Annotated in this window: 22 protein-coding genes and 2 tRNA genes; 12 read left to right on the forward strand and 12 right to left on the reverse strand. The window is 67.9% G+C overall.

Annotation, left to right across the window (positions count from 1 at the left end):
* Positions 1 to 120: 120 nt before the first annotated feature.
* Positions 121 to 1,719: an ABC-F family ATP-binding cassette domain-containing protein gene (locus C0012_RS07555; protein WP_110589197.1), complete on the forward strand. Its 1,599-nt coding sequence runs from the start codon at positions 121 to 123 to the stop codon at positions 1,717 to 1,719.
* A 12-nt stretch (positions 1,720 to 1,731) separates the two neighbouring features.
* Here C0012_RS07555 and C0012_RS07560 read toward each other — a convergent pair whose 3' ends face one another.
* From C0012_RS07560 to C0012_RS07575, 4 genes are read right to left on the reverse strand one after another with little or no spacing between them, the layout of a single operon-like run.
* Complete coding sequence (locus C0012_RS07560; protein WP_110589196.1) at positions 1,732 to 2,574, reverse strand: SURF1 family cytochrome oxidase biogenesis protein; 843 nt, start codon at positions 2,572 to 2,574, stop codon at positions 1,732 to 1,734.
* A complete protein-coding gene (locus tag C0012_RS07565) occupies positions 2,571 to 2,816 on the reverse strand; it encodes a hypothetical protein (RefSeq protein WP_110589195.1) in 246 nt (81 codons plus the stop codon). The genes C0012_RS07560 and C0012_RS07565 overlap by 4 nt, the downstream gene beginning before the upstream one ends.
* On the reverse strand, positions 2,813 to 3,178 hold the full coding sequence (locus C0012_RS07570; RefSeq protein WP_232527829.1) for a DUF3099 domain-containing protein: 366 nt from the start codon (positions 3,176 to 3,178) through the stop codon (positions 2,813 to 2,815). Before C0012_RS07570 ends, C0012_RS07565 begins: the two co-directional genes overlap by 4 nt.
* A 44-nt stretch (positions 3,179 to 3,222) precedes the next feature.
* Positions 3,223 to 3,627 carry a DUF4190 domain-containing protein gene (locus C0012_RS07575; protein WP_110589194.1) on the reverse strand — a complete coding sequence of 135 codons (405 nt, stop codon included), beginning with the start codon at positions 3,625 to 3,627 and terminating at the stop codon, positions 3,223 to 3,225.
* 132 nt (positions 3,628 to 3,759) lie between these two features.
* On the opposite strand from C0012_RS07575, the gene fabG reads away from it, so the two are divergent.
* Positions 3,760 to 4,482: a 3-oxoacyl-ACP reductase FabG gene (gene fabG, locus C0012_RS07580; RefSeq protein WP_110589193.1), complete on the forward strand. Its 723-nt coding sequence runs from the start codon at positions 3,760 to 3,762 to the stop codon at positions 4,480 to 4,482.
* Between the two features lie 80 nt (positions 4,483 to 4,562).
* Here fabG and serB read toward each other — a convergent pair whose 3' ends face one another.
* Positions 4,563 to 5,195, reverse strand: coding sequence for a phosphoserine phosphatase SerB (gene serB / locus C0012_RS07585; protein WP_110589192.1), 633 nt, complete (start codon positions 5,193 to 5,195; stop codon positions 4,563 to 4,565).
* 103 nt (positions 5,196 to 5,298) lie between these two features.
* On the opposite strand from serB, the gene C0012_RS07590 reads away from it, so the two are divergent.
* Together C0012_RS07590 and C0012_RS07595 are read left to right on the forward strand one after the other, a co-directional pair.
* Positions 5,299 to 6,096, forward strand: a complete 798-nt coding sequence (locus C0012_RS07590; RefSeq protein ID WP_110589191.1) for an ABC transporter ATP-binding protein — start codon at positions 5,299 to 5,301, stop codon at positions 6,094 to 6,096.
* 108 nt (positions 6,097 to 6,204) lie between these two features.
* Positions 6,205 to 6,453, forward strand: coding sequence for a type B 50S ribosomal protein L31 (locus tag C0012_RS07595; RefSeq protein WP_110589190.1), 249 nt, complete (start codon positions 6,205 to 6,207; stop codon positions 6,451 to 6,453).
* A 60-nt stretch (positions 6,454 to 6,513) separates the two neighbouring features.
* Here C0012_RS07595 and C0012_RS07600 read toward each other — a convergent pair whose 3' ends face one another.
* Positions 6,514 to 7,467: a 3'-5' exonuclease gene (locus C0012_RS07600; protein WP_332835674.1), complete on the reverse strand. Its 954-nt coding sequence runs from the start codon at positions 7,465 to 7,467 to the stop codon at positions 6,514 to 6,516.
* A gap of 63 nt (positions 7,468 to 7,530) precedes the next feature.
* Between C0012_RS07600 and C0012_RS07605 the strand changes: the two genes are divergently transcribed.
* Positions 7,531 to 8,427: an alpha/beta fold hydrolase gene (locus tag C0012_RS07605; protein WP_110589422.1), complete on the forward strand. Its 897-nt coding sequence runs from the start codon at positions 7,531 to 7,533 to the stop codon at positions 8,425 to 8,427.
* A gap of 20 nt (positions 8,428 to 8,447) precedes the next feature.
* On the opposite strand, the gene C0012_RS07610 is transcribed toward C0012_RS07605, so the two are convergent.
* From C0012_RS07610 to C0012_RS07620, 3 genes are all read right to left on the reverse strand, one after another.
* Positions 8,448 to 8,927 carry an Lrp/AsnC family transcriptional regulator gene (locus tag C0012_RS07610; protein ID WP_110589189.1) on the reverse strand — a complete coding sequence of 160 codons (480 nt, stop codon included), beginning with the start codon at positions 8,925 to 8,927 and terminating at the stop codon, positions 8,448 to 8,450.
* 114 nt (positions 8,928 to 9,041) lie between these two features.
* Positions 9,042 to 9,605, reverse strand: coding sequence for a histidine phosphatase family protein (locus tag C0012_RS07615; protein WP_110589188.1), 564 nt, complete (start codon positions 9,603 to 9,605; stop codon positions 9,042 to 9,044).
* Between the two features lie 39 nt (positions 9,606 to 9,644).
* Positions 9,645 to 10,493, reverse strand: a complete 849-nt coding sequence (locus tag C0012_RS07620) for a Sir2 family NAD-dependent protein deacetylase (RefSeq protein WP_110589421.1) — start codon at positions 10,491 to 10,493, stop codon at positions 9,645 to 9,647.
* Between the two features lie 60 nt (positions 10,494 to 10,553).
* On the opposite strand from C0012_RS07620, the gene C0012_RS07625 reads away from it, so the two are divergent.
* Positions 10,554 to 11,378, forward strand: coding sequence for a TrmH family RNA methyltransferase (locus tag C0012_RS07625; protein WP_110589187.1), 825 nt, complete (start codon positions 10,554 to 10,556; stop codon positions 11,376 to 11,378).
* Here the strand turns inward: C0012_RS07625 and C0012_RS07630 are convergent, their stop codons facing one another.
* Positions 11,379 to 12,206 (reverse strand): SGNH/GDSL hydrolase family protein, encoded by an 828-nt coding sequence (locus tag C0012_RS07630; RefSeq protein ID WP_110589186.1) that lies wholly within the window; start codon positions 12,204 to 12,206, stop codon positions 11,379 to 11,381. It lies immediately after the preceding gene.
* Between the two features lie 106 nt (positions 12,207 to 12,312).
* On the opposite strand from C0012_RS07630, the gene C0012_RS07635 reads away from it, so the two are divergent.
* From C0012_RS07635 to C0012_RS07650, 3 genes are all read left to right on the forward strand, one after another.
* A complete protein-coding gene (locus tag C0012_RS07635; RefSeq protein WP_110589185.1) occupies positions 12,313 to 14,067 on the forward strand; it encodes a DEAD/DEAH box helicase in 1,755 nt (584 codons plus the stop codon).
* A gap of 299 nt (positions 14,068 to 14,366) precedes the next feature.
* Positions 14,367 to 15,461 carry a VIT1/CCC1 transporter family protein gene (locus tag C0012_RS07645; RefSeq protein ID WP_110589184.1) on the forward strand — a complete coding sequence of 365 codons (1,095 nt, stop codon included), beginning with the start codon at positions 14,367 to 14,369 and terminating at the stop codon, positions 15,459 to 15,461.
* 109 nt (positions 15,462 to 15,570) lie between these two features.
* Positions 15,571 to 15,656: transfer RNA gene (locus C0012_RS07650), tRNA-Leu, on the forward strand.
* A 102-nt stretch (positions 15,657 to 15,758) separates the two neighbouring features.
* Here C0012_RS07650 and C0012_RS07655 read toward each other — a convergent pair.
* Entirely contained in the window at positions 15,759 to 16,331 is a 573-nt protein-coding gene (locus C0012_RS07655) for a dihydrofolate reductase family protein (RefSeq protein ID WP_110589183.1), read from the reverse strand.
* Positions 16,332 to 16,393: 62 nt separating this feature from the next.
* Positions 16,394 to 16,876: a MarR family winged helix-turn-helix transcriptional regulator gene (locus C0012_RS07660; RefSeq protein WP_110589182.1), complete on the reverse strand. Its 483-nt coding sequence runs from the start codon at positions 16,874 to 16,876 to the stop codon at positions 16,394 to 16,396.
* 69 nt (positions 16,877 to 16,945) lie between these two features.
* On the opposite strand from C0012_RS07660, the gene C0012_RS07665 reads away from it, so the two are divergent.
* From C0012_RS07665 to C0012_RS07675, 3 genes are all read left to right on the forward strand, one after another.
* A complete protein-coding gene (locus C0012_RS07665; RefSeq protein ID WP_110589181.1) occupies positions 16,946 to 17,347 on the forward strand; it encodes a nuclear transport factor 2 family protein in 402 nt (133 codons plus the stop codon).
* A 91-nt stretch (positions 17,348 to 17,438) separates the two neighbouring features.
* A tRNA-Leu gene (locus C0012_RS07670) sits at positions 17,439 to 17,524 on the forward strand.
* A gap of 457 nt (positions 17,525 to 17,981) precedes the next feature.
* The gene (locus C0012_RS07675) at positions 17,982 to 18,590 is read left to right on the forward strand and encodes an RNA polymerase sigma factor (protein ID WP_198411095.1); all 609 of its coding nucleotides are present in this window, start codon (positions 17,982 to 17,984) and stop codon (positions 18,588 to 18,590) included.
* Positions 18,591 to 18,685 lie beyond the last annotated feature (95 nt).

The following is an 18,685-nucleotide window of genomic DNA, read 5'->3' on the forward strand; positions in this document are numbered from 1 at the left end:
GGCGCCTGTTTCCGAGACTCCTCGCGTGCCCCGCGTCGGGCCGCCGGTCAGGTGCCGCGCATAGGATGGACAGCTGGCGCATTCGCGCCTGTCACCCCGAGAAGAAACGGACCCTCCTTCGTGCTTGCCGTCAGCGACCTCGAGATCCGCATCGGAGCACGCCTGCTCATGAGCGGCGTGACCTTCCGTGTCGGCGACGGCGACAAGGTGGGCCTCGTTGGGCGCAACGGTGCCGGGAAGACGACCCTGACGAAGGTACTCGCGGGCGACGTCGTCGCCTCCGACGGCACCGTGACGCTCTCGGGAGAGCTCGGATATCTCCCGCAGGACCCCCGAACGGGCGATCCGGAAGAACTTGCGCGCACGCGGATCCTCAACGCGCGTGGCCTCGGCGACCTCCAGGCGGGCATCGCGCAGGCGACCGATGAGATGGGATCCGACGATCCGGCCGTCGCCGAGAAGGCGATGCGTCGGTTCGGTCGCCTCACGGAGAAGTTCGAGTCGATCGGCGGATACGCGGCCGAGGCCGAAGCGGCGACGATCGCGAGCAATCTCTCGCTGCCGGACCGGATCCTCGACCAGCCCCTCAAGACTCTCTCGGGCGGCCAGCGCCGCCGCATCGAGCTCGCGCGGATCCTGTTCAGCGACGCCGACACGATGATCCTGGACGAGCCGACGAACCACCTCGACGCCGACAGCGTCGTCTGGCTGCGCGAGTTCCTGAAGTCGTATCGCGGCGGACTCATCGTCATCAGCCACGACGTCGAACTCGTGGGCGAGACGGTCAATCGCGTGTTCTACCTCGACGCGAACCGTCAGGTGATCGACATCTACAACATGGGCTGGAAGCACTACCAGCGCCAGCGCGTCGCCGATGAGGAACGACGGAAGAAAGAGCGTGCGAACGCCGAGAAGAAGGCGGGCGCGCTGCAGCAGCAGGCGGCGAAGTTCGGTGCGAAGGCGTCGAAGGCAGCTGCCGCGCATCAGATGCAGGCGCGCGCCGAGAAGCTCCTCTCGGGTCTCGACGAGGTGCGTCAGGAAGATCGCGTAGCGAACATCCGCTTTCCGAAGCCCGCCGCGTGCGGACGCACGCCCCTCATGGCGTCCTCGCTCAGCAAGTCCTATGGCGCACTCGAGATCTTCGCGGGTGTCGATCTTGCGATCGACCGCGGATCGAGGGTCGTCGTGCTCGGACTCAACGGTGCAGGAAAGACCACTCTGCTGCGGATCCTGGCCGGCGTCGACGCGAGCGACACGGGCCAGATCGAGCCGGGGCACGGCCTGAAGATCGGCTACTACGCCCAGGAGCACGAGAATCTCGACGTCGATCGCAGCGTGCTGCAGAACATGATGTCATCGGCGCCGAATCTGAACGAGACCGAGGCGCGCAGAGTGCTCGGTTCCTTCCTGTTCACGGGCGACGACGTGCACAAGCCCGCTCGGGTGCTGTCGGGCGGGGAGAAGACGCGGCTGTCGCTCGCGACGCTCGTCGTCTCGAGCGCCAATGTGCTGCTTCTCGACGAGCCGACCAACAACCTCGACCCCGCCAGCCGCGAGGAGATCCTCGGCGCGCTCGCGCACTACGAGGGTGCGGTCGTGCTGGTCTCGCACGATGAGGGCGCCGTCGAGGCTCTGAGCCCCGAGCGCGTGCTGCTGTTGCCGGACGGCGTCGAGGACATCTGGAACAAGGACTACGCCGATCTGATCACCCTGGCGTGACGCGGGGTCCGCTCAGCGCCGTGCGTCGAGGATCGCGTCTTCCGCATCGGCGTCCGCGTCGCGGCGAACGCGCTTCGGGCGCGGTGCGGCCGGAGCGTCGAGATCGTCCTCGTCGTCCTCATCCTCTTCGCGCCCGGCGCGGATCTCCGTGCGGATCATGTAGCCGATGAAGGCGAAGCCCATGATCGCGAACAGGATCCACTGAATCGCGTACGACAGATGGGGGCCGGGATCCTCTTCGGGGGCCGCGAGAGCCTGCGGCGCTTCCGCGGGAGCGGGATCCTCCGACACGAGGATCGCGTAGGCGGTCGTGATCGCGTCGCCGCCCGTCTGCGCTGCGACCGACGGCGCGTGGATCGTGGGCAGCTGCCCCTCGGGAGCACCGCGGCCGGAGGAGGGGAGAGGCTCGCTCGGACGCAGGCGCGCGATCACGGTCGTCTCGCCCTGCGGCGGCGCGGGGACCTCCTCGGCGCCGCCGGAGTATGCGGGCGGCACCCATCCGCGGTCGACCGCGAGGATCCGGCCGTCGTCGAGCTGGAACGGCACGATCACTTCGTAGGCCGCCGTGCCTCCCTGGGCCCTGTTGCGCGCGAGCAGCTGCTCGTTCGCGAGGTAGCGGCCCGTGAGCGCGACGGGGCGCCACTCGTCGCCGGGATCAAAGTCGTCAGATCCCGTCATGAGCTCCGACAATGGCACGGGTGCCGCGTCGTAGTTCTCCGAGATCAGCCTGTTCGCCTCGGTGCGCTCTTCGTTGCGCGAGAACTGCCAGTGCGACAGCACGGCGCAGACGAGCGCGAAGGCGATCGCAACGGCGACGTACACGGTCCAACGGCCCGCTCGCGACCAGCCCTTCACGCGTCTGCCTCGGGAAGCGTCACGGCGGATCCGTCGACGACCCCGTCCGCGACGCGCACCGGGAAGGCGCGCGAGGCGAGGAAATCACGCAGATACCCGACATGCTCGGCGCAGGCGAGCCACACTTTGCGACGGTCGGGCGTGTGGATCTTCGGATTGCGCCAGACGACGCTGAAGGCGGCATCCGCGCGGCATTCGGCACGGGAGCACTGGGGGTGATCGGGAGAGAAACCGAGGATCATGAGGCGTTCCGTTCCGGTCGTGTCTCGTCGCTCGTCTCCGCGAGACGGATGACGTCGTGGGCCGCCGGTTCCTCCTCGGCGGGCCGCCGCGCCTCGATCGCGATCTCCGGGCGTACGGCGCCGGCTGAGGCGCGGGCATGCGCCTGATTCGCGAGCACCACCGCGATGTACGGAAGGAACACCGCGCCGACGCCGAACAGCGCCGTGTGCCACCCCCACGGCTGCACCGCGAACGCGAGGACGACGCACACCGTGCGGATGAGCATCATCAGGACATACTGCTTCATGCGCGCGGTCTCGTCGTCCTGCGGCGCCTGTTCGAGCGACGTCGCGGACTGCGGGGGAGTACGGCGGATCTTCACGATCCCTCCAGCTTATTCCTCGCTGCCGGTGCGAGCCCCGAGAATCAGAGGGCTGTCGCGAACCCGATCAGGCCGAACAGGCTGCCGAAGACCAGCACGGCGAGGATCGCGAACAGCAGGCCGAGGCCGAGGCACACGTATCCGATGATCAGGCCCGTCAGCGCCATGCCTCGACCGCTGGATCCGCTCTTGGCGATCTGCGCGAGGGCGATGTGGCCGAAGACGATCGCGAGGAGGATGGCGACGGGGGAAATTACCGCGATGATCATCCCGAGCACGGGGATCCCCGAGAACAGCCATGTGGCCGGCGCCACGAGTCCGCAGATCATCGCCGTCACGGCGAGCGGGTGCGCGGGAGGCGTCGGCGTCGCGTAGGCGGACGGCGCGGCGTACGGCTGGACGGGCGCCTGCGGCGGCGTGGTCTGCTGTGGCGGCTGGTATTGCGACATGATCGACGTCCCCCCTCGTGAGCTTCCTTCTCAGAATAGCGAGGGCGTGGATCCCGCGTCTTTCGGGGCAACCCGAGGAATCCGCGTAGGCTGATCGCCGGCCGAGTCCCCGACAGCAGCAGGAGCAACACCATGAACGCAGCAGCCACCTCCGACCGGGTCGCCCTCGTCACGGGAGGCAATCGAGGGATCGGACGGGCGATCGCCGAACGCCTCGTGCGCGACGGGTATCGCGTGGCGGTGACCGCGCGGAGCGGAGAGGGTCCCGAGGGGACGCTCACGGTGCGTGCCGACGTCACCGACGGCGCTTCGCTTGATGCGGCGGTCTCCGAGATCGAGGGGGAGCTGGGGCCCATCACGACCGTCGTCGCGAACGCGGGCATCACGAAGGACACGCTGCTCATGCGCATGGGCGACGACGACTTCGACGCAGTCGTCGACACGAATCTCGGCGGAACCTTCCGCACCGTCAAGCGGGCGATCAAGAGCATGATCAAGGCACGACGCGGCCGCATCATCCTCATCTCGAGCGTCTCGGGTCTGCTGGGTGTCGCCGGGCAGGCGAACTACTCGGCGTCGAAGGCGGGTCTCGTTGGTTTCGCACGCGCGGTCACCCGCGAGCTGGGTGGGCGCGGAATCACCGCGAACGTCGTCGCCCCGGGCTTCATCGAGAGCGACATGACGGCAGAGCTCGACGACGAGACGCAGAAGGCCTATCGGAAGCAGATCCCGGCCGGACGATACGGAACGGGCGACGAAGTCGCGGGCGTCGTCTCGTGGCTCGCGGGCGACGACGCGGCCTACGTCTCGGGTGCGGTCATCCCCGTCGACGGCGGCCTCGGCATGGGCCACTGACCCCCCCCGAGTCCACAAGTCTTCGCCGAGTCCGCAGCGAATCGCGCCGGACTCGCTGAAGACTTGTGGACTTGCGCGCTTCAGGGGAGGAGCGGGATCAGCTGTGAGAGGTCGACCCGCGATGTCACCAGCGGGGCCGCGGCGCGGACCGCGGGCTTCGCGTTGAATGCGATACCGAGACCCGCGGCCTCGATCATCCGGAGATCGTTCGCGCCATCGCCGATCGCAATCGTGCGGTGCGCGGCGACGCCGTGCTCTGCGGCCCACGCCGCGAGCTGATCCGCCTTCGCCTGGGCATCGACGATCGCGCCCTCGACCGCGCCCGTGAGGATCCCCTCGCGCGCCGCGAGGCGGTTCGCGCGCCACACATCGACCCCGAGCCGGGGTGCGAGCTCGTCGAGGATCTCGTGGAACCCGCCGGAGACGACGCCGACGATGCCGCCGCGTTCGTACACGGCCGCGATCAGATCGGCGACACCCGGTGTCGGCTCGATCCGCGCGAGAACCCGTTCGAACGAGGCCGTCGGAACGCCTGCGAGCGCTTCGACGCGCGAGCGCAGGCTCGTCGCGAAGTCGGTCTCGCCGCGCATCGCCGCCTCGGTCGCGGCCGCCACCTCCGCCCCGCGCCCCGCCTCGTCGGCGATGAGCTCGATGACCTCGTTGCGGATCAGGGTGGAGTCGGCGTCGAGAACGACGAGAAAGCGCACAGTCACACACACGAGCGTAGCGGCGCACCGGGATCATCGCGGATCCGAGGAGGCGCCTCGCGGCGCGGCGACGTGAGAGGAACCGGGGCGGCTCGGTAGGATCACGGCCATGACCTCCGTGCTCGAGATGAACGACGTCGTCGTGCGTCGGAATGGCCGCCACATCGTCGATCAGGTCTCCTGGACGGTGAACGACGACGAGCGCTGGGTCGTGCTCGGGCCGAACGGCGCGGGCAAGACCACGCTCCTGCAGCTCGCCGACACGATGATGTTCCCGACCAGCGGAACGGTCGACGTTCTCGGAGAGCGACTCGGGCGCACCGATGTGTTCAGCATCCGCCCGTTCATCGGATTCGCCTCGACGGCGCTGGCGCGCCGGATCCCCGCCGACGAGACCGTGCTCAATGTCGTCCTCACGGCCGCCTATTCGGTGATGGGGCGGTGGAACGAGCAGTACGAGAACATCGACGAACGCCGCGCCCTTCGGGTGCTCGCGGAGTGGCGGCTCGATGGTCTCGCCGACCGCCTTTTCGGCACGCTGAGCGACGGAGAGCGCAAGCGCGTGCAGGTGGCGCGCGCCGTCATGACGGATCCGGAGCTGCTGCTGCTCGACGAGCCGACCGCGAGCCTCGACCTCGGTGCGCGGGAAGAGCTTCTGCAGCTGCTCGGTGGATTCGCTCAGGCACCCGGAACGCCCGCCATGGTCATGGTCACGCACCACGTCGAAGAGATCCCTGTCGGCTTCACCCACGTGCTGCTCGTGCGCGACGGACGCGCGGTCGCTCAGGGGCCCCTTCGTGAGACACTCACCCGCGAGAACCTCCGCGAGACTTTCGGTCTTCCGATCGCGGTCGTCGAGCACGCCGGTCGGTGGGTCGCGCGCGCCGAGGCGCCCACCGCGCACTGAGGCTCCGCACGGTCGGTCTGATAAGATCGAACGTCGGCGCTCGAGGTGCGCCTGCGCGAGCACGCTCGCGCGCTTCCCTCCTCACTCGATCTTCCTCCAAGGACTGCCATGAAGACTGACATTCACCCCACGTACCAGCCCGTCGTGTTCCGTGACCTCGGTTCGGGCGAGACGTACCTCACGCGCTCGACCGCGACGAGCGACAAGACGGTCGAGCTCGACGGAGTCTCGTACCCCGTTATCGACGTCGAGATCTCGGCGGCCTCGCACCCGTTCTACACGGGCAAGCAGCGCATCATGGACTCGGCCGGTCGCGTCGAGAAGTTCAACCAGCGCTTCAAGGGTTTCGGCAAGTAAGCCGCAGACGCAGAACAATGGGCCCCGCTTCGTGCGGGGCCCATTTTTCTGCGTCTGGGGTCAGCGGATCGGCCAGGACCCGTCGATGGTCTCGCCCGGCGCAATCTTGCCGATCTTCACGAAGTACTGGGAGAGGCTCTCGGCCTGCTCGGCCGCCCAGGTGATCTGCGCGCGGTGCAGGTCGATGGCGGATCCGGGGAGATCGTTCGCGTAGCGGCTCGCCTGGGCGATCGCGACGCGGCCGGCGGCGATCGCGTCGGCGGACGCCTCGTGGGCGTCGTCGAGGGGCACGCCGTAGTGTGCCGCGACGATGTCGAGCGTGCGCTTGCCACGGCGGTACCGGTCGTGCTGCTTGTCGAGAACAAGCGGATCGACGACCGGTGAAGGATCCGGGATCGGAGCGATGCCGTGCCGGATGGCTTCGTTCTTCAGCATCGACAGGTCGAACGGCGCGTTGTAGGCGACGACGGGGATCCCCGCTGCGAACAGTGCGCCGAGGGCCTCGACGATCTCGCCGACGACCTGTCGGGCCTCACGCCCCTCTGCCTGTGCCCGCTCGGTCGTGATGCCGTGTACGGCGGCGGCGGCCGCGGGGATCTCGACGCTGGGGTCGGCGAGCCAGTTGCGCTCGTCGAGGACGCGGCCGGTCTCGTCGAGGACGCCGACATAGGCCGTGACGATGCGGTCTCGAGCGGTGTCGACCCCCGTCGTCTCGAGATCGAACACCGCGATGCGCGTGAACAGGCGCCCCGCAACGGGGGCGAATCCGGCGGTGAGGTCGTCGAAGGCCATACGGATCTCCTCGGAAGACAAGGGTGGGACATCGATCGCGAGCCGGCCGTCGGCGTCGATGAGCGGGGTCGGGGCCCCGTTCGGGTGCGGATCTTGGGAAGCGGGTCGCGGCGCCGCGCTGCGGCGCTTCGGCGGCCGGGGAATCCACGACGACTTCTCGCCGGGGTCTTCGAGCTCCGCCAGCGCGAAGAGCGGCGGGGGATCGGGCCACGACGTCTTCATACCCCTAGAACGTACGGGGCGGCTCTGTCATTCGTGGTGCGCCACGCCACATACACTCGGATGGTGCCCGTGCCGTCTCCCTACGCTGCCCAGCTCGATCGGATCCCCGTGGCGGAGCGGATCGTCGAAGCCGGCGGCGTGCGCACGGCGTACTGGGAGTACGGGGCGACCGACGCGACCCACACTCTTGTCGCGGTGCACGGCTTCCGCGGCGACCATCACGGCCTCGAGCCGATCGTCGCGCAGCTGCCCGAGGTTCGCTGGATCATGCCTGACCTGCCGGGCTTCGGTGCGACGCCGCCGATCCCTGGTATGACGCACGATCTCGAGGCGTACGTCGCGTGGCTCGATGCGTTCGTGCGTGCGGTCGCGCCGGGTGCGATCGTTCTCGGACACTCGTTCGGTTCGATCGTCGCGTCCGCGGCGGTCGCGCGTGGCACGCCGACGCCGCGTCTGGTCCTCGTGAATCCGATCGGTGCGCCCGCGCTTGCGGGCCCGCGCGGCGCGATGACGCGCCTCGCTGAGTTCTACTACTGGCTCGGCGCCCGGCTTCCGAAGCGGATCGGCACGTGGCTGCTGCGCACGCGCATCGTCGTGCGGATCATGAGCATCGCGATGACGAAGACCCGGGACGCGGCGCTGCGGCGCTGGATCCATGACCAACACGATCGCTTCTTCTCGGGATTCAGCGACCGTGAGACGCTCCGTCAGGCGTTCGTGACGAGCGTGTCGCACGACGTGCGAGAGTCGGCCGAACGTATTGCCCAGCCCACGCTGCTCGTTGCCGCCGTTCAGGACGACATCACGCCGATCCGAGCCGAACGGGAGCTCGTTCGCCTGTTCCCCTCGGCGAAGCTCGTCGAAATCGACGGCGTCGGGCACCTGATCCACTACGAGAAGCCCCGCGAGGCGGCGGATGCGATCCGAGGGTTCCTCGAGGAGGGTCCGGCTCGCTCTTGATCAGGATCTGAGGAGCACGGTCATCGGGTCGGCTCGCGTCTCGCGAGCTCCATGAGCCCCGATACGCGATACGGGATCGACTCGCTCATCACGAGCCGCGTCTCCGAGCGCTCGATGCCGGAGATCGCCAGGATCCGGGCGTCGACGTCGAAGAGGTGGCGCGCGTCGCGGCAGGCGACGAGAGCGAGGAAGTCGACCTGGCCGGAGACGCCGTGCACCTGCAGGATCTCGGGGACGTGCCGCAGCTCTTCGACGATGCTCGGAAGCTGGGTCTGGTCGACACCGATCGAGATGAAGGCCTGCAGGGGGAAGCCCAGCGCCGCCGGAGAGATCGATCGCTCGAACGACTGGAACACTCCGGCCTGATCGAGACGCGCCATGCGTGCCTGCACGGTGTTGCGAGACATGCGCAGCTTCTCGGCGAGCGCCACGACGGTGGCGCGCGGGTCGGCGGCGAGCGCGGAGATGAGCTCGAGGTCGACGTGATCCAGGGAAGCCATGATGCGAGACGCTACCACTCGATCGGCCCGAAAATCTCCAATATGCTCAACTGTTACCTGATCGATTGTGCGTCATGACGAAATGTGTCGCTCGCGCTGACCAGGACGGGAGTGTCAGGAGCCGTTGTAGCCGAGGACGCGCAGCTCGGATCCTGAGATCTCGAGAATCTGCTGGGATCCGTTCCCGATGCGCTCTCCGGAGCGGGGGAGTCGTCCGTCGGAGGCGTGCCGCAGCACACGTCCGATGACCCCGCCGTGCGCGACGGCGATGGCGGGATCATCGCCCGACTCATCGGCGATGCCGCGCAGCGTCGCAAGAGCGCGTGCGAGGACCTCCTCGTTGGTCTCGGCGTCCGGCACATCATCTCCGCCCGGGAAGCGCTCCCAGTACTCCGTCGCGAACATGCCCTCGGCCACGCCGTAGCGGCGCTCGCGGAGGCCGTCTCGCATCGTGGGCTCGCCGAGACCGATCGTTCGGCCGATGATCTCAGCGGTCTCCTTGGCGCGCAGCAGCGGGCTCGAGAAGAGCCGGGCGTATTCGCCGCCGCGCAATGCCTCGGCCGCGGCGTGGGCCTGGACCCGCCCCGTGTCGTTCAGCGGGATGTCGCTGTGGCCCTGCACCCGCCCCTCGCGGTTCCATTCCGTCTCACCATGGCGTACGAGAGCGATGATCGTCACGCCTCCGACCCTATCGGGGACGCAGGCGCGGTCGCGCGCTCAGATGCGGGCGGGGAGAGCATCGGCGAACCGTGCGAGGACCTCGCTCGTGCCGCCGTTGATCTTCACCGTCGCCCGCGCATCGGCCTTCGTCGCACCGCGATTGACGACGACGACAGGAAGGCGGCGACGACGGGCACGCTCGACGAGGCGGATCCCGCTGTTGACGACGAGAGACGAGCCGGCGACGAGCAGTGCGTCGCTTGCCCGGACGAGCTGCTCGGCTTCGCGGAACTTCTCGGCTGGGATGAACTCGCCGAAGAAGACGACATCGGGTTTGAGCATTCCGCCGCAGACAGTGCAGTTGGGAATCTCGAAGTCGAGGTCGGCGTCGGGCGCGACGTCGCCGTCGGGGCCGAGGGGGACGTTGTCGGGGACGGAGATCCACGGATTCTCGCGTTCGATGCGCTCGCCGATGTCGCGCCGATCGAAGACCTGGAAGCAGACGGTGCAGAACACGCGGCGCATCGTTCCGTGCAGTTCGACGACGCGCGAGGATCCTGCACGCAGGTGCAGTCCGTCGACGTTCTGCGTGGCGATGCCCGACACGACGCCGGCACGCTCAAGTGAGGCGAGCGCCTCGTGCCCGCGGTTCGGTGTCGCCGCCGTGAATGCGCGCCAGCCGAGGTGCGAGCCGATCCAGTAGCGGCGACGCGCCTCTTCGTCCGCGAGGAAGGTCTGCGCCGTCATCGGGGTGCGCTTCGGAGCACCCTCTCCGCGGTAGTCGGGGATCCCCGAATCGGTCGACACGCCCGCACCCGTCACCACGGCGATCTGCCGTCCGGCGAGCTCGTCGAGCGCGCGATCAACCTCGGCGGAGACGTCGGGATCTGAGACGGAGCGGGAGATCGACACAGCCTTGATTCTAGGGGCGCGAGCGTCCACAGCGTCTGCTGGGAGGATGGCGGGATGCAACTCGAGCGGATCCACGACCCGGACGACCCGAGGCTCGCCGACTATCGCGACCTCACCGACGTCGCGCTGCGTCGCGTGCTGGAGCCGGAGGGCGGGCTGTATATGGCCGAGTCGGCGAAGGTTCTCGCCCGCGCGCTCCGCGCCGGCCATGAGCCGCGATCCGTGCTCACCGCCGAGAAATGGCTCGATGATGTCGACGAGTGCCTCGGCGAGCGGGACACCCCCGTCTACGTGGTGCCCGATGCCGTCGCGGAGCGCGTCACGGGCTACACCGTCCACCGCGGCATGCTCGCGGCGATGCACCGCCCCGATCTCCCCGCTGTCGCCGATGTCCTGCGCGATGCCCGCACCGTCCTCGTGCTCGACGGGCTCGTCGATCACACCAACGTGGGGGCAGCGTTTCGCGGGGCGGCCGGGCTCGGAGCCGATGCGGTGCTCGTGACCCCGCGCTGCGCGGATCCGCTCTATCGGCGCAGTGTGCGCGTGTCGATGGGCACCGTGTTCCAGGTGCCGTGGACGCGACTTCCCGAATGGCGCGCGGCGTCCGGGCCGAGCGCGGCCGAGCTGCTGCGCGAATCGGGCTTCCACATCGCGGCGATGGCGCTCGCCGACGACGCCGTCGGTCTCGACCGGTTTGCGGCCGAGCGCCCCGAGCGCGTCGCGTTCGTGATGGGATCCGAGGGGCCCGGCCTCGACCGCCGTGCGCTCGCGGCCGCCGACACCACCGTGATGATCCCGATGGCCGGCGGCGTTGACTCGCTCAACGTCGCCTCCGCGAGCGCCGTCGCGCTGTGGGCGCTCGCGCACCCGCCCGCCTGATCAGGCGCCGCTGTCTCCGCCATAGGGCGCCGCGTCGGGGCGCTTCGGGAGCACATCGTCGCCCGAGGACTGATGGCGCAGTCGTCGCAGAACCCACGGGACGAGATGCGTGCGGGCCCAGACGAGGTCGTCGCGGCGCGCGCTGCGCCATGTGCGCGCCGGGAGCGGATCTGGGCGCATGGGCTGGAGCGCGTGGGAGACGTTCAGTGCACGCAGCACCATGCGGGCGACCTCGTGATGCCCGAGCGGATTGAGGTGCAGTCGGTCGTCGGCCCAGAAGCGCGGATCCTGCACCTCGCCGAGAGCCCACAGATCGGCCACGAGTGCGTCGTGGCGCTCGGCGATCGCTCGCACGTTCTCGTTGTAGATCGCGATCTTGCCGCGGAACGGCCGGAAGACGGGGTTCCACCCGACATCGAAGCCCGTGAACACGACGACAGCGGCGCCCTGCGACGACAGGCGCGCGACGCAGGACTCGAACTGCGCGGCAATGTCGTCCGGATCCGTTCCGGGGCGGATGACGTCGTTGCCTCCCGCGCAGATGGTGACGAGATCGGGAGCCAGATCGAGGGCGGCGTCGATCTGATCCTCGGCGATCTGACCGATGAGCTTGCCTCGAACCGCGAGATTCGCGTAGGCGAAGTCTTCCACTTGAAGAGACAGCACCTCGGCGACGCGATCGGCCCAGCCGCGGTGCCCTCCGGGCGCGTTGGGCTCCGGATCCCCGATGCCCTCCGTGAAGGAGTCACCGACCGTGACGAAGCGGCGCCACGGATGCGGCTCGTCGTTCGGTACATAGGGCGTGCGGGTGTCTTTCGAGGGCGTCATCGATCCTCCTGGCTGGGCTGTCCGTCTGTATCCCCGGGGCGTCTTGCGCGGCACCTGGGAAGTCGCGAAAGAAGCTTGTCATGGGTCGGGTCTATCGTGGATCACCGTGCTGAGTCCGTCCTATCCGCAGCGAGCGCCGAGAGGCACCGCAGGCCGGCTGCGCGCCTGGCAGCAGGAGGCTCTCGACCGGTTCTTCGAGGCAGATAAGCGCGACTTCCTCGTCGCGGCGACCCCTGGTGCCGGCAAGACGACCTTCGCCCTGACCGTCGCGCGTGAACTGCGCCAGCGCGGTGAGATCGACCGCATCGTGGTCGTGTGCCCGACCGAGCACCTCAAGACTCAGTGGGCCGACGCGGCGGCGCGCACGAGCATCCGTCTCGACCCCGAGTTCAGCAATCAGGCGCCGTATCTCGCTCGTCACTATCACGGGGCCGTCGTCACGTACGCGCAGGTCGCGGTGAAATCGTCAGTGCACCGCGACCTCGTGAAGGGGGCGCGCACGCTCGTCATCCTCGACGAGGTGCACCACGGCGGTGATGCGCTCAGCTGGGGCGATGCAATCCGTGAGGCATACCAGCCCGCCGTACGACGCCTCCTGCTCAGCGGAACCCCGTTCCGCAGCGACGAGGCGCCCATCCCGTTCGTCGAGTACGCGCCCGACGAACAGGGCCTGCGGACGTCGGTCACCGACTACAACTACGGATACGGGCGCGCGCTCGCCGACGGCGTCGTCCGACCCGTTCTCTTCCACGTGTACTCGGGCCAGATGAAGTGGCGCACGAAGATGGGCGACGAGCTCGAAGCGCATCTCGGGCAAGACAACACGAAGGACGTCACGAGCCAGGCGTGGCGCACGGCCCTCGATCCCGAGGGGCAGTGGATGCCCGCCGTGCTGAAGAGCGCCGACCAGCGCCTCACCGAGATCCGTCACCACGTGCCCGACGCCGGCGGCCTCGTTATCGCGACCGATCAGACGAACGCGCGCGCCTATGCCGAGCTGCTGAGGCAGATCACCGGTCAGCGCGCGACCGTCGTCCTCAGCGACGAGGCCGAGGCATCGGGGCGCATCGAGCAGTTCTCCCAGAACACCTCGCGGTGGATGGTCGCCGTGCGCATGGTGTCGGAGGGCGTCGACGTGCCGCGTCTCGCTGTCGGTGTCTACGCGACGAGCTCGTCGACGCCGCTGTTCTTCGCGCAGGCGATCGGACGCTTCGTGCGCGCTCGCCGCAAGGGCGAGGCGGCGAGCGTGTTCCTCCCGCAGGTGCCCGTGCTGATGGGGCTCGCTCACGAACTCGAGAAGCAGCGCGACCACGTGCTCGATCGTGGCGAGAAAGATGCCGACGGGCTCGACGACTCCCTCCTCGACGCCGCCGAGCGCGAGGAAAAGGCGAGTGACGAGCTCATGGAGGAGGAGTTCTCCTTCCAGTCGCTCGAATCGACCGCTCACTTCGACTCCGTCGTCTTCGAAGGTCAGCAGTTCGGCCAGCTCGCCGTGCCCGGCACGGAGGAAGAGCTCGAGTTCATCGGCCTGCCCGGGCTCCTCGAGCCCGAGCACGTGCATGATCTGCTCATGCAGAGGCAGACTCGGCAGACCAAGCATCGTGAGGCGCGCGAGACGCGCGAGCAAGCGTCTGCGTCTGCCGCCGAGCCCGAGTTGCCGGCGCCCCTCCACCGCACGCTGAAGGAGCAGCGCCAGCTGCTGAACAGCCTCGTCGGCGTGTACGCGAAGCAGACGGGCGACGCGCACGGCCAGGTGCACGCCTGGCTCCGGCGCACGTGTGGCGGCCCCGCCGTCGCCCAGGCGACCGTCGCACAGCTGCAGTCGCGCATCGACCTGCTGCGCAAGCGCGTGCACCGGTAGGGAGAGCCCTTCGGGAATCCGGTGCTGCCTGCGGATGCCCTTCGGGGATCCCGGTGCCGTGCGGATGCCCTTCGGGGATCCCGGTGCCGTGCGGATGCCCTTCGGGGATCCCGGTGCCGTGCGGATGCCCTTCGGGGATCCCGGTGCCGTGCGGATGCCCTTCGGGGATCCCGGTGATGTCTGTGGATGCCCTTCGGGGATCCGAAATGCTCCCAGTGCCGCTCAGGCGTCGTCGCTAGCCTTCCGGAGACCTCGCGCCGGGACGTGCGGGGCATGACGACTCACACGAGGAGCCCCACGTGTCCGCGCCTTCCCCCGATCTCGATCCTGCCCAGGCCTCGTCGGCCGAGCGACGCCGATGGGCCCGGTACCTCGCGAGCGAGCGCGCCGAGGCCGCGGTCTACCGACGTCTCGCTCGTCGCCGCGTCGGGGATGAACGCGACATCCTTGAGAAGCTCGAAGCCGCCGAGCGGCGTCACGAGGAGCATTGGCTGACGCTTCTCGGCGGTGAGCCCGAGCGACTGCCCAAGGCCGGTCTCGGCACACGAGTGACCGCATGGCTTGCTTCGCACTTCGGCTCGATCTTCATCCTCGCCCTTGCACAGCTCGCCGAAGCGCGTTCTCCGTACGACACGGATCCCTATGCCACGCCGGCGATGCGCGCCGATGAGAAGATCCACCACGAGGTTGTGCGGGGGCTTGCCGCGCGCGGCCGTCGGCGTCTCTCGGGCACCTTCCGTGCGGCCGTTTTCGGCGCGAACGATGGTCTCGTGAGCAATCTCGCCCTCGTCATGGGCATCGGTGCGACGGGGGCGTCCGGATCGTTTGTGCTGTTCAGCGGCATCGCGGGCCTGTTGGCGGGGGCCCTCTCGATGGGTGCGGGAGAGTTCGTATCGGTGCGGTCGCAGCGCGAGATGCTCGACGCGACCGAGCCGAGCGGGTACGCCGACGCGAATCTGCCGGATCTCGACCTCGACGCGAACGAACTCGCGCTCGTATATCGCACGCGCGGTCTGGGGGAGGAGGCGGCGCTCGCGAAGGCGCGCACCGTCCTGGCGGGGGTGCATGACGGGCGTTCGCCGGAGCACACCGGCAGCATCGACACGCACGAGGTCGTCGGCGGCGCCTGGCGCGTGTCGATCTCGAGCTTCCTCTTCTTCGCCTCGGGCGCCATCATCCCCGTCCTCCCGTGGATCCTGGGGCTCTCGGGGATACTGGCGGTCGTCGTGGCTCTCGTCCTCGTGGGGATCGCGCTTCTCGTGACCGGCGCAGCGGTCGGTCTGCTGTCGGGGGCGCGTCCGCTCCCGCGCGCTCTGCGCCAGCTCGGGATCGGCTTCGGCGCCGCCGCCATCACCTACGTACTGGGCCTGCTGTTCGGCGTGTCGATGGGGTGACGCGCCCGGGATCCGTCGCTGATTCGCGGGGGCGGCGGGGCGGTGGTAATGTTTTCTCTTGGTTCGGAAAACGAGCGGAAGAGCTTCGGAAGATGAGCCAACACCCAATGCGCGGGTGGCGGAATAGGTAGACGCGCTAGCTTGAGGTGCTAGTGCCCGTATTAGGGCGTGGGGGTTCAAGTCCCCCCTCGCGCACAGAGAGACGAAGGGCCCGGCCGAATGGCCGGGCCCTTTGTCGTGTCCGCCGCGTTCGGCCGGTCGAATCTTGAAAACATCCGGTCTCCCGGGGTCCGAGCTTCAACTCCGGGCGTACCAGGTCACGCTCGTTCCGTTCGCGAACTCGTGACTCTGTGTTGGGGTGAACCGATCGGGATCGAAGCTGCTGGAGAAGAGGCGGATCCCGTCGCCGACGACGACCGGATAGCGTTTCACGACGATCTCGTCGATCTCGGGGAGAAGTGCGCCGGCGAGGGCGCCTCCGCCGCACAGCCAGATGTTCTTGTCGGACGGTAGGCGTTTCAGACGCTGCACCGACTCCGTGGCATCCCCGCGCTCGATGCGCACGGTCGGGTCGTCCAACCGAAGCGTGCGCGAGAAGACGTGCTGGTGCAGATGGGCGTACGGGCTGGTCGTGGGCACGCTCAGCGCGGGCTCGAACGTGCGACGGCCCATGACGACGGAGTCGAACTCGCGGTTCTGTCTGTCGTCGATGTCGAGCTGACGGCGGACGTGGGTGGGAAGCGTCTCCGGGTAGCGCTCGATGAGCCAGGTGACGAGTTCGTCGGAGATCGGAAAGAACTCGGTTTCATCCTGCGGGCCAGCGATGCAGCCGTCGAGGGTGGCGCCGATGAAGTAGACGAGTCTGCGCATGGGACTACCTTCCTGGTTGCGGTGTGCGAGCTTCTGTGAGTGACAACGGCGGGCGGATGCGCTCAGTCTTCCGGGAGGGGAGCGGATCGGCGACGGACGTGCGACTCTCCGCCGACGAGATCCAAGAGGCGGGCGAGGGTGGTGGTGGCGACCTCGGCGTGCTCTTCGCCGACGCGTCCGATGAGTTCGACGTTCAGTGACTCGCGCACGCGGCGGCTGTCCGCGACGAGCTCGGTACCGCGGGTGGTCAGGCGGACGCGCCGGGCTCGGCTGTCGGTGTCGTCGGGGTGGCGGGTGACATAGCCGAGCTGCTCGAGCTCGCGGATCTGCGTCGAAGCGCGCTGCTGTGTGACCTGCATGCGTCGGGCCAGCTCGGAGATCGTCGGCTCGCGGTCGATCAGGTGCTGGATCACGTAACCGTGGGAGATGCGGACGTCCGGATGCCCGCGTGACCTCAGGGAGGCCAGCAGGTACCGATTCGCCGCCGATCCGGTGAGCCAGGCAAGGGTGGCGAGGTCGATCTCCGTGGGGTTCACGGATCCCATGAGATCAGTTCTCCTCGAATTGTACAACCGCTATTGAACAACTATAGTTGTGTATGTAGGGTGCCGAGCATGACGAACAGAAGTGCTCTCGCCGCGGTGCGCGATCTTCACCGCATTCTCGAGTCCGGCCGCGTCGGAGAGGGGCTCCGCGATCTCTTCCACTCAGACGCGGAGGTTATCGAGCATCCGCACGCGCTGAAACCGAATGGGCATCGCTCGGGCCTGGATCAGCTGATCGCCGCCTCCGTGACCGGCGCAGGGATGCTGCGCTCGCAGAGCTACGAGGAGCTGTCCGCCATCGCCGACGAGGAGCATGTGTCAGTCCGGGTGCGTTGGAGCGGCGTCGTCGCCGCCGAGGTGGGGCCGTTCGCGGCGGGTCAGGAGCTGATCGCCCACGTGGCGCAGTTCGCGACGGTCGTCGGGGGGAGGATCCTGCGACTGGAGACATACGACTGCTACGAGCCGTTCTGACGTCGCCGGACGCAGGGCCCGAGAAGCGGAGTGGGTCGCGCCCTCTGCGAGGTCGTGCCTACGAACCTCGGAAGATGAGTCAACACCCAATGCGCGGGTGGCGGAATAGGTAGACGCGCTAGCTTGAGGTGCTCGTGCCCGTATTAGGGCGTGGGGGTTTAAGTCCCCTCCCGCACAGGGTAAGAAAGACCCCTGACCTGGGATTGTACATCTCAGGTCAGGAGTATTTCGCGTGAGGCGCTCTGGAGGCAGCTCGAAGCTTTGCCGAGGTGGGCGACGCAGCGGCTGGCCAGCGCATCGGGTGAGCACCTTTCGGGCGACGGTGCCCAGGTCGACCACGCGAGCGTTCTCGGGCTGGCCGTTGATATCGTTCCGTTCCAGGGTGCTGCTTTCGCCGTGTCTCATGTCCGTGTGGGCGATGAATAGCAACAGCCACAACTGCTTGTCTTCCAGCTCGCATCTCCGCGAACCTATGGTTGCGGTGAGAATCAGGCACCTGCCGTTTGCGTGGTTCAGTGCGAGTGGGGACGCGGTCGGAGACCTCCCTACCTTCCACCAGATTCGCGCACAGATTGGTTGGTGTTTTCCGGATGGTTTTCATGAACTCGGACTGGTGATCGGGGCAATACCAAGTGTGAGCACAGACAGTGAGATCATCGTGCGGTCGTTGACGCGTGCGTCTGCGTTCACGGAGATCTTCGATCGGCACGCGACGGTCATCGGCAGGTATGTGGCTCGTCGGCTAGGCCCGCACGATGCCGAGGATGTCGTGAGTGAGACGTTCCTGGTTGCGTTTCAGAAGCGTTCATCTTTTGATCAGGCTCGTGATTCCGCGCGACCGTGGTTGCTGGGGATCGCGACGCGTCTCATGAAGAAGCGGCAGGCAGTGGAAGCGCGTCACTGGGAAGCAGTTCAGCTGGGCGCGGCGGCTGCGCGTACGGACGTCGATATCACGATCGAGCGGGCAGCGGAGCGGGCAGATGCCGCCCAGGCGGTGCGTGAACTGTGGCCGACGGTGGCGAAGCTCTCCTCTGGAGACAGGGAGACTCTGATGCTCTATGCGCTCGCTGATCTCTCTTATGAAGAGATCGCGGCGGCATTGTCTATCCCAGTGGGGACAGTACGGTCACGGCTGAACCGCGTACGGAGGCGACTCGATGCGGCTTGGAAAGCCTCGACTCGCCGAGACGAGTACCTGGAGCGGGAAGGGCAGGATGATGGACACTATCGAGCGCGTACGTGACTTCGGTCGGGGATCTGAGTCCGTTTCGGAAGCTCAACTGGGTTCTGCGCGGCAACGACTCCTCAGCGAGATTGCTACTGAGGAGCGACGGACAC

It is taken from the genome of Microbacterium suaedae (genome assembly GCF_003254645.1).
In the GTDB taxonomy this organism is placed as follows: domain Bacteria; phylum Actinomycetota; class Actinomycetes; order Actinomycetales; family Microbacteriaceae; genus Microbacterium; species Microbacterium suaedae.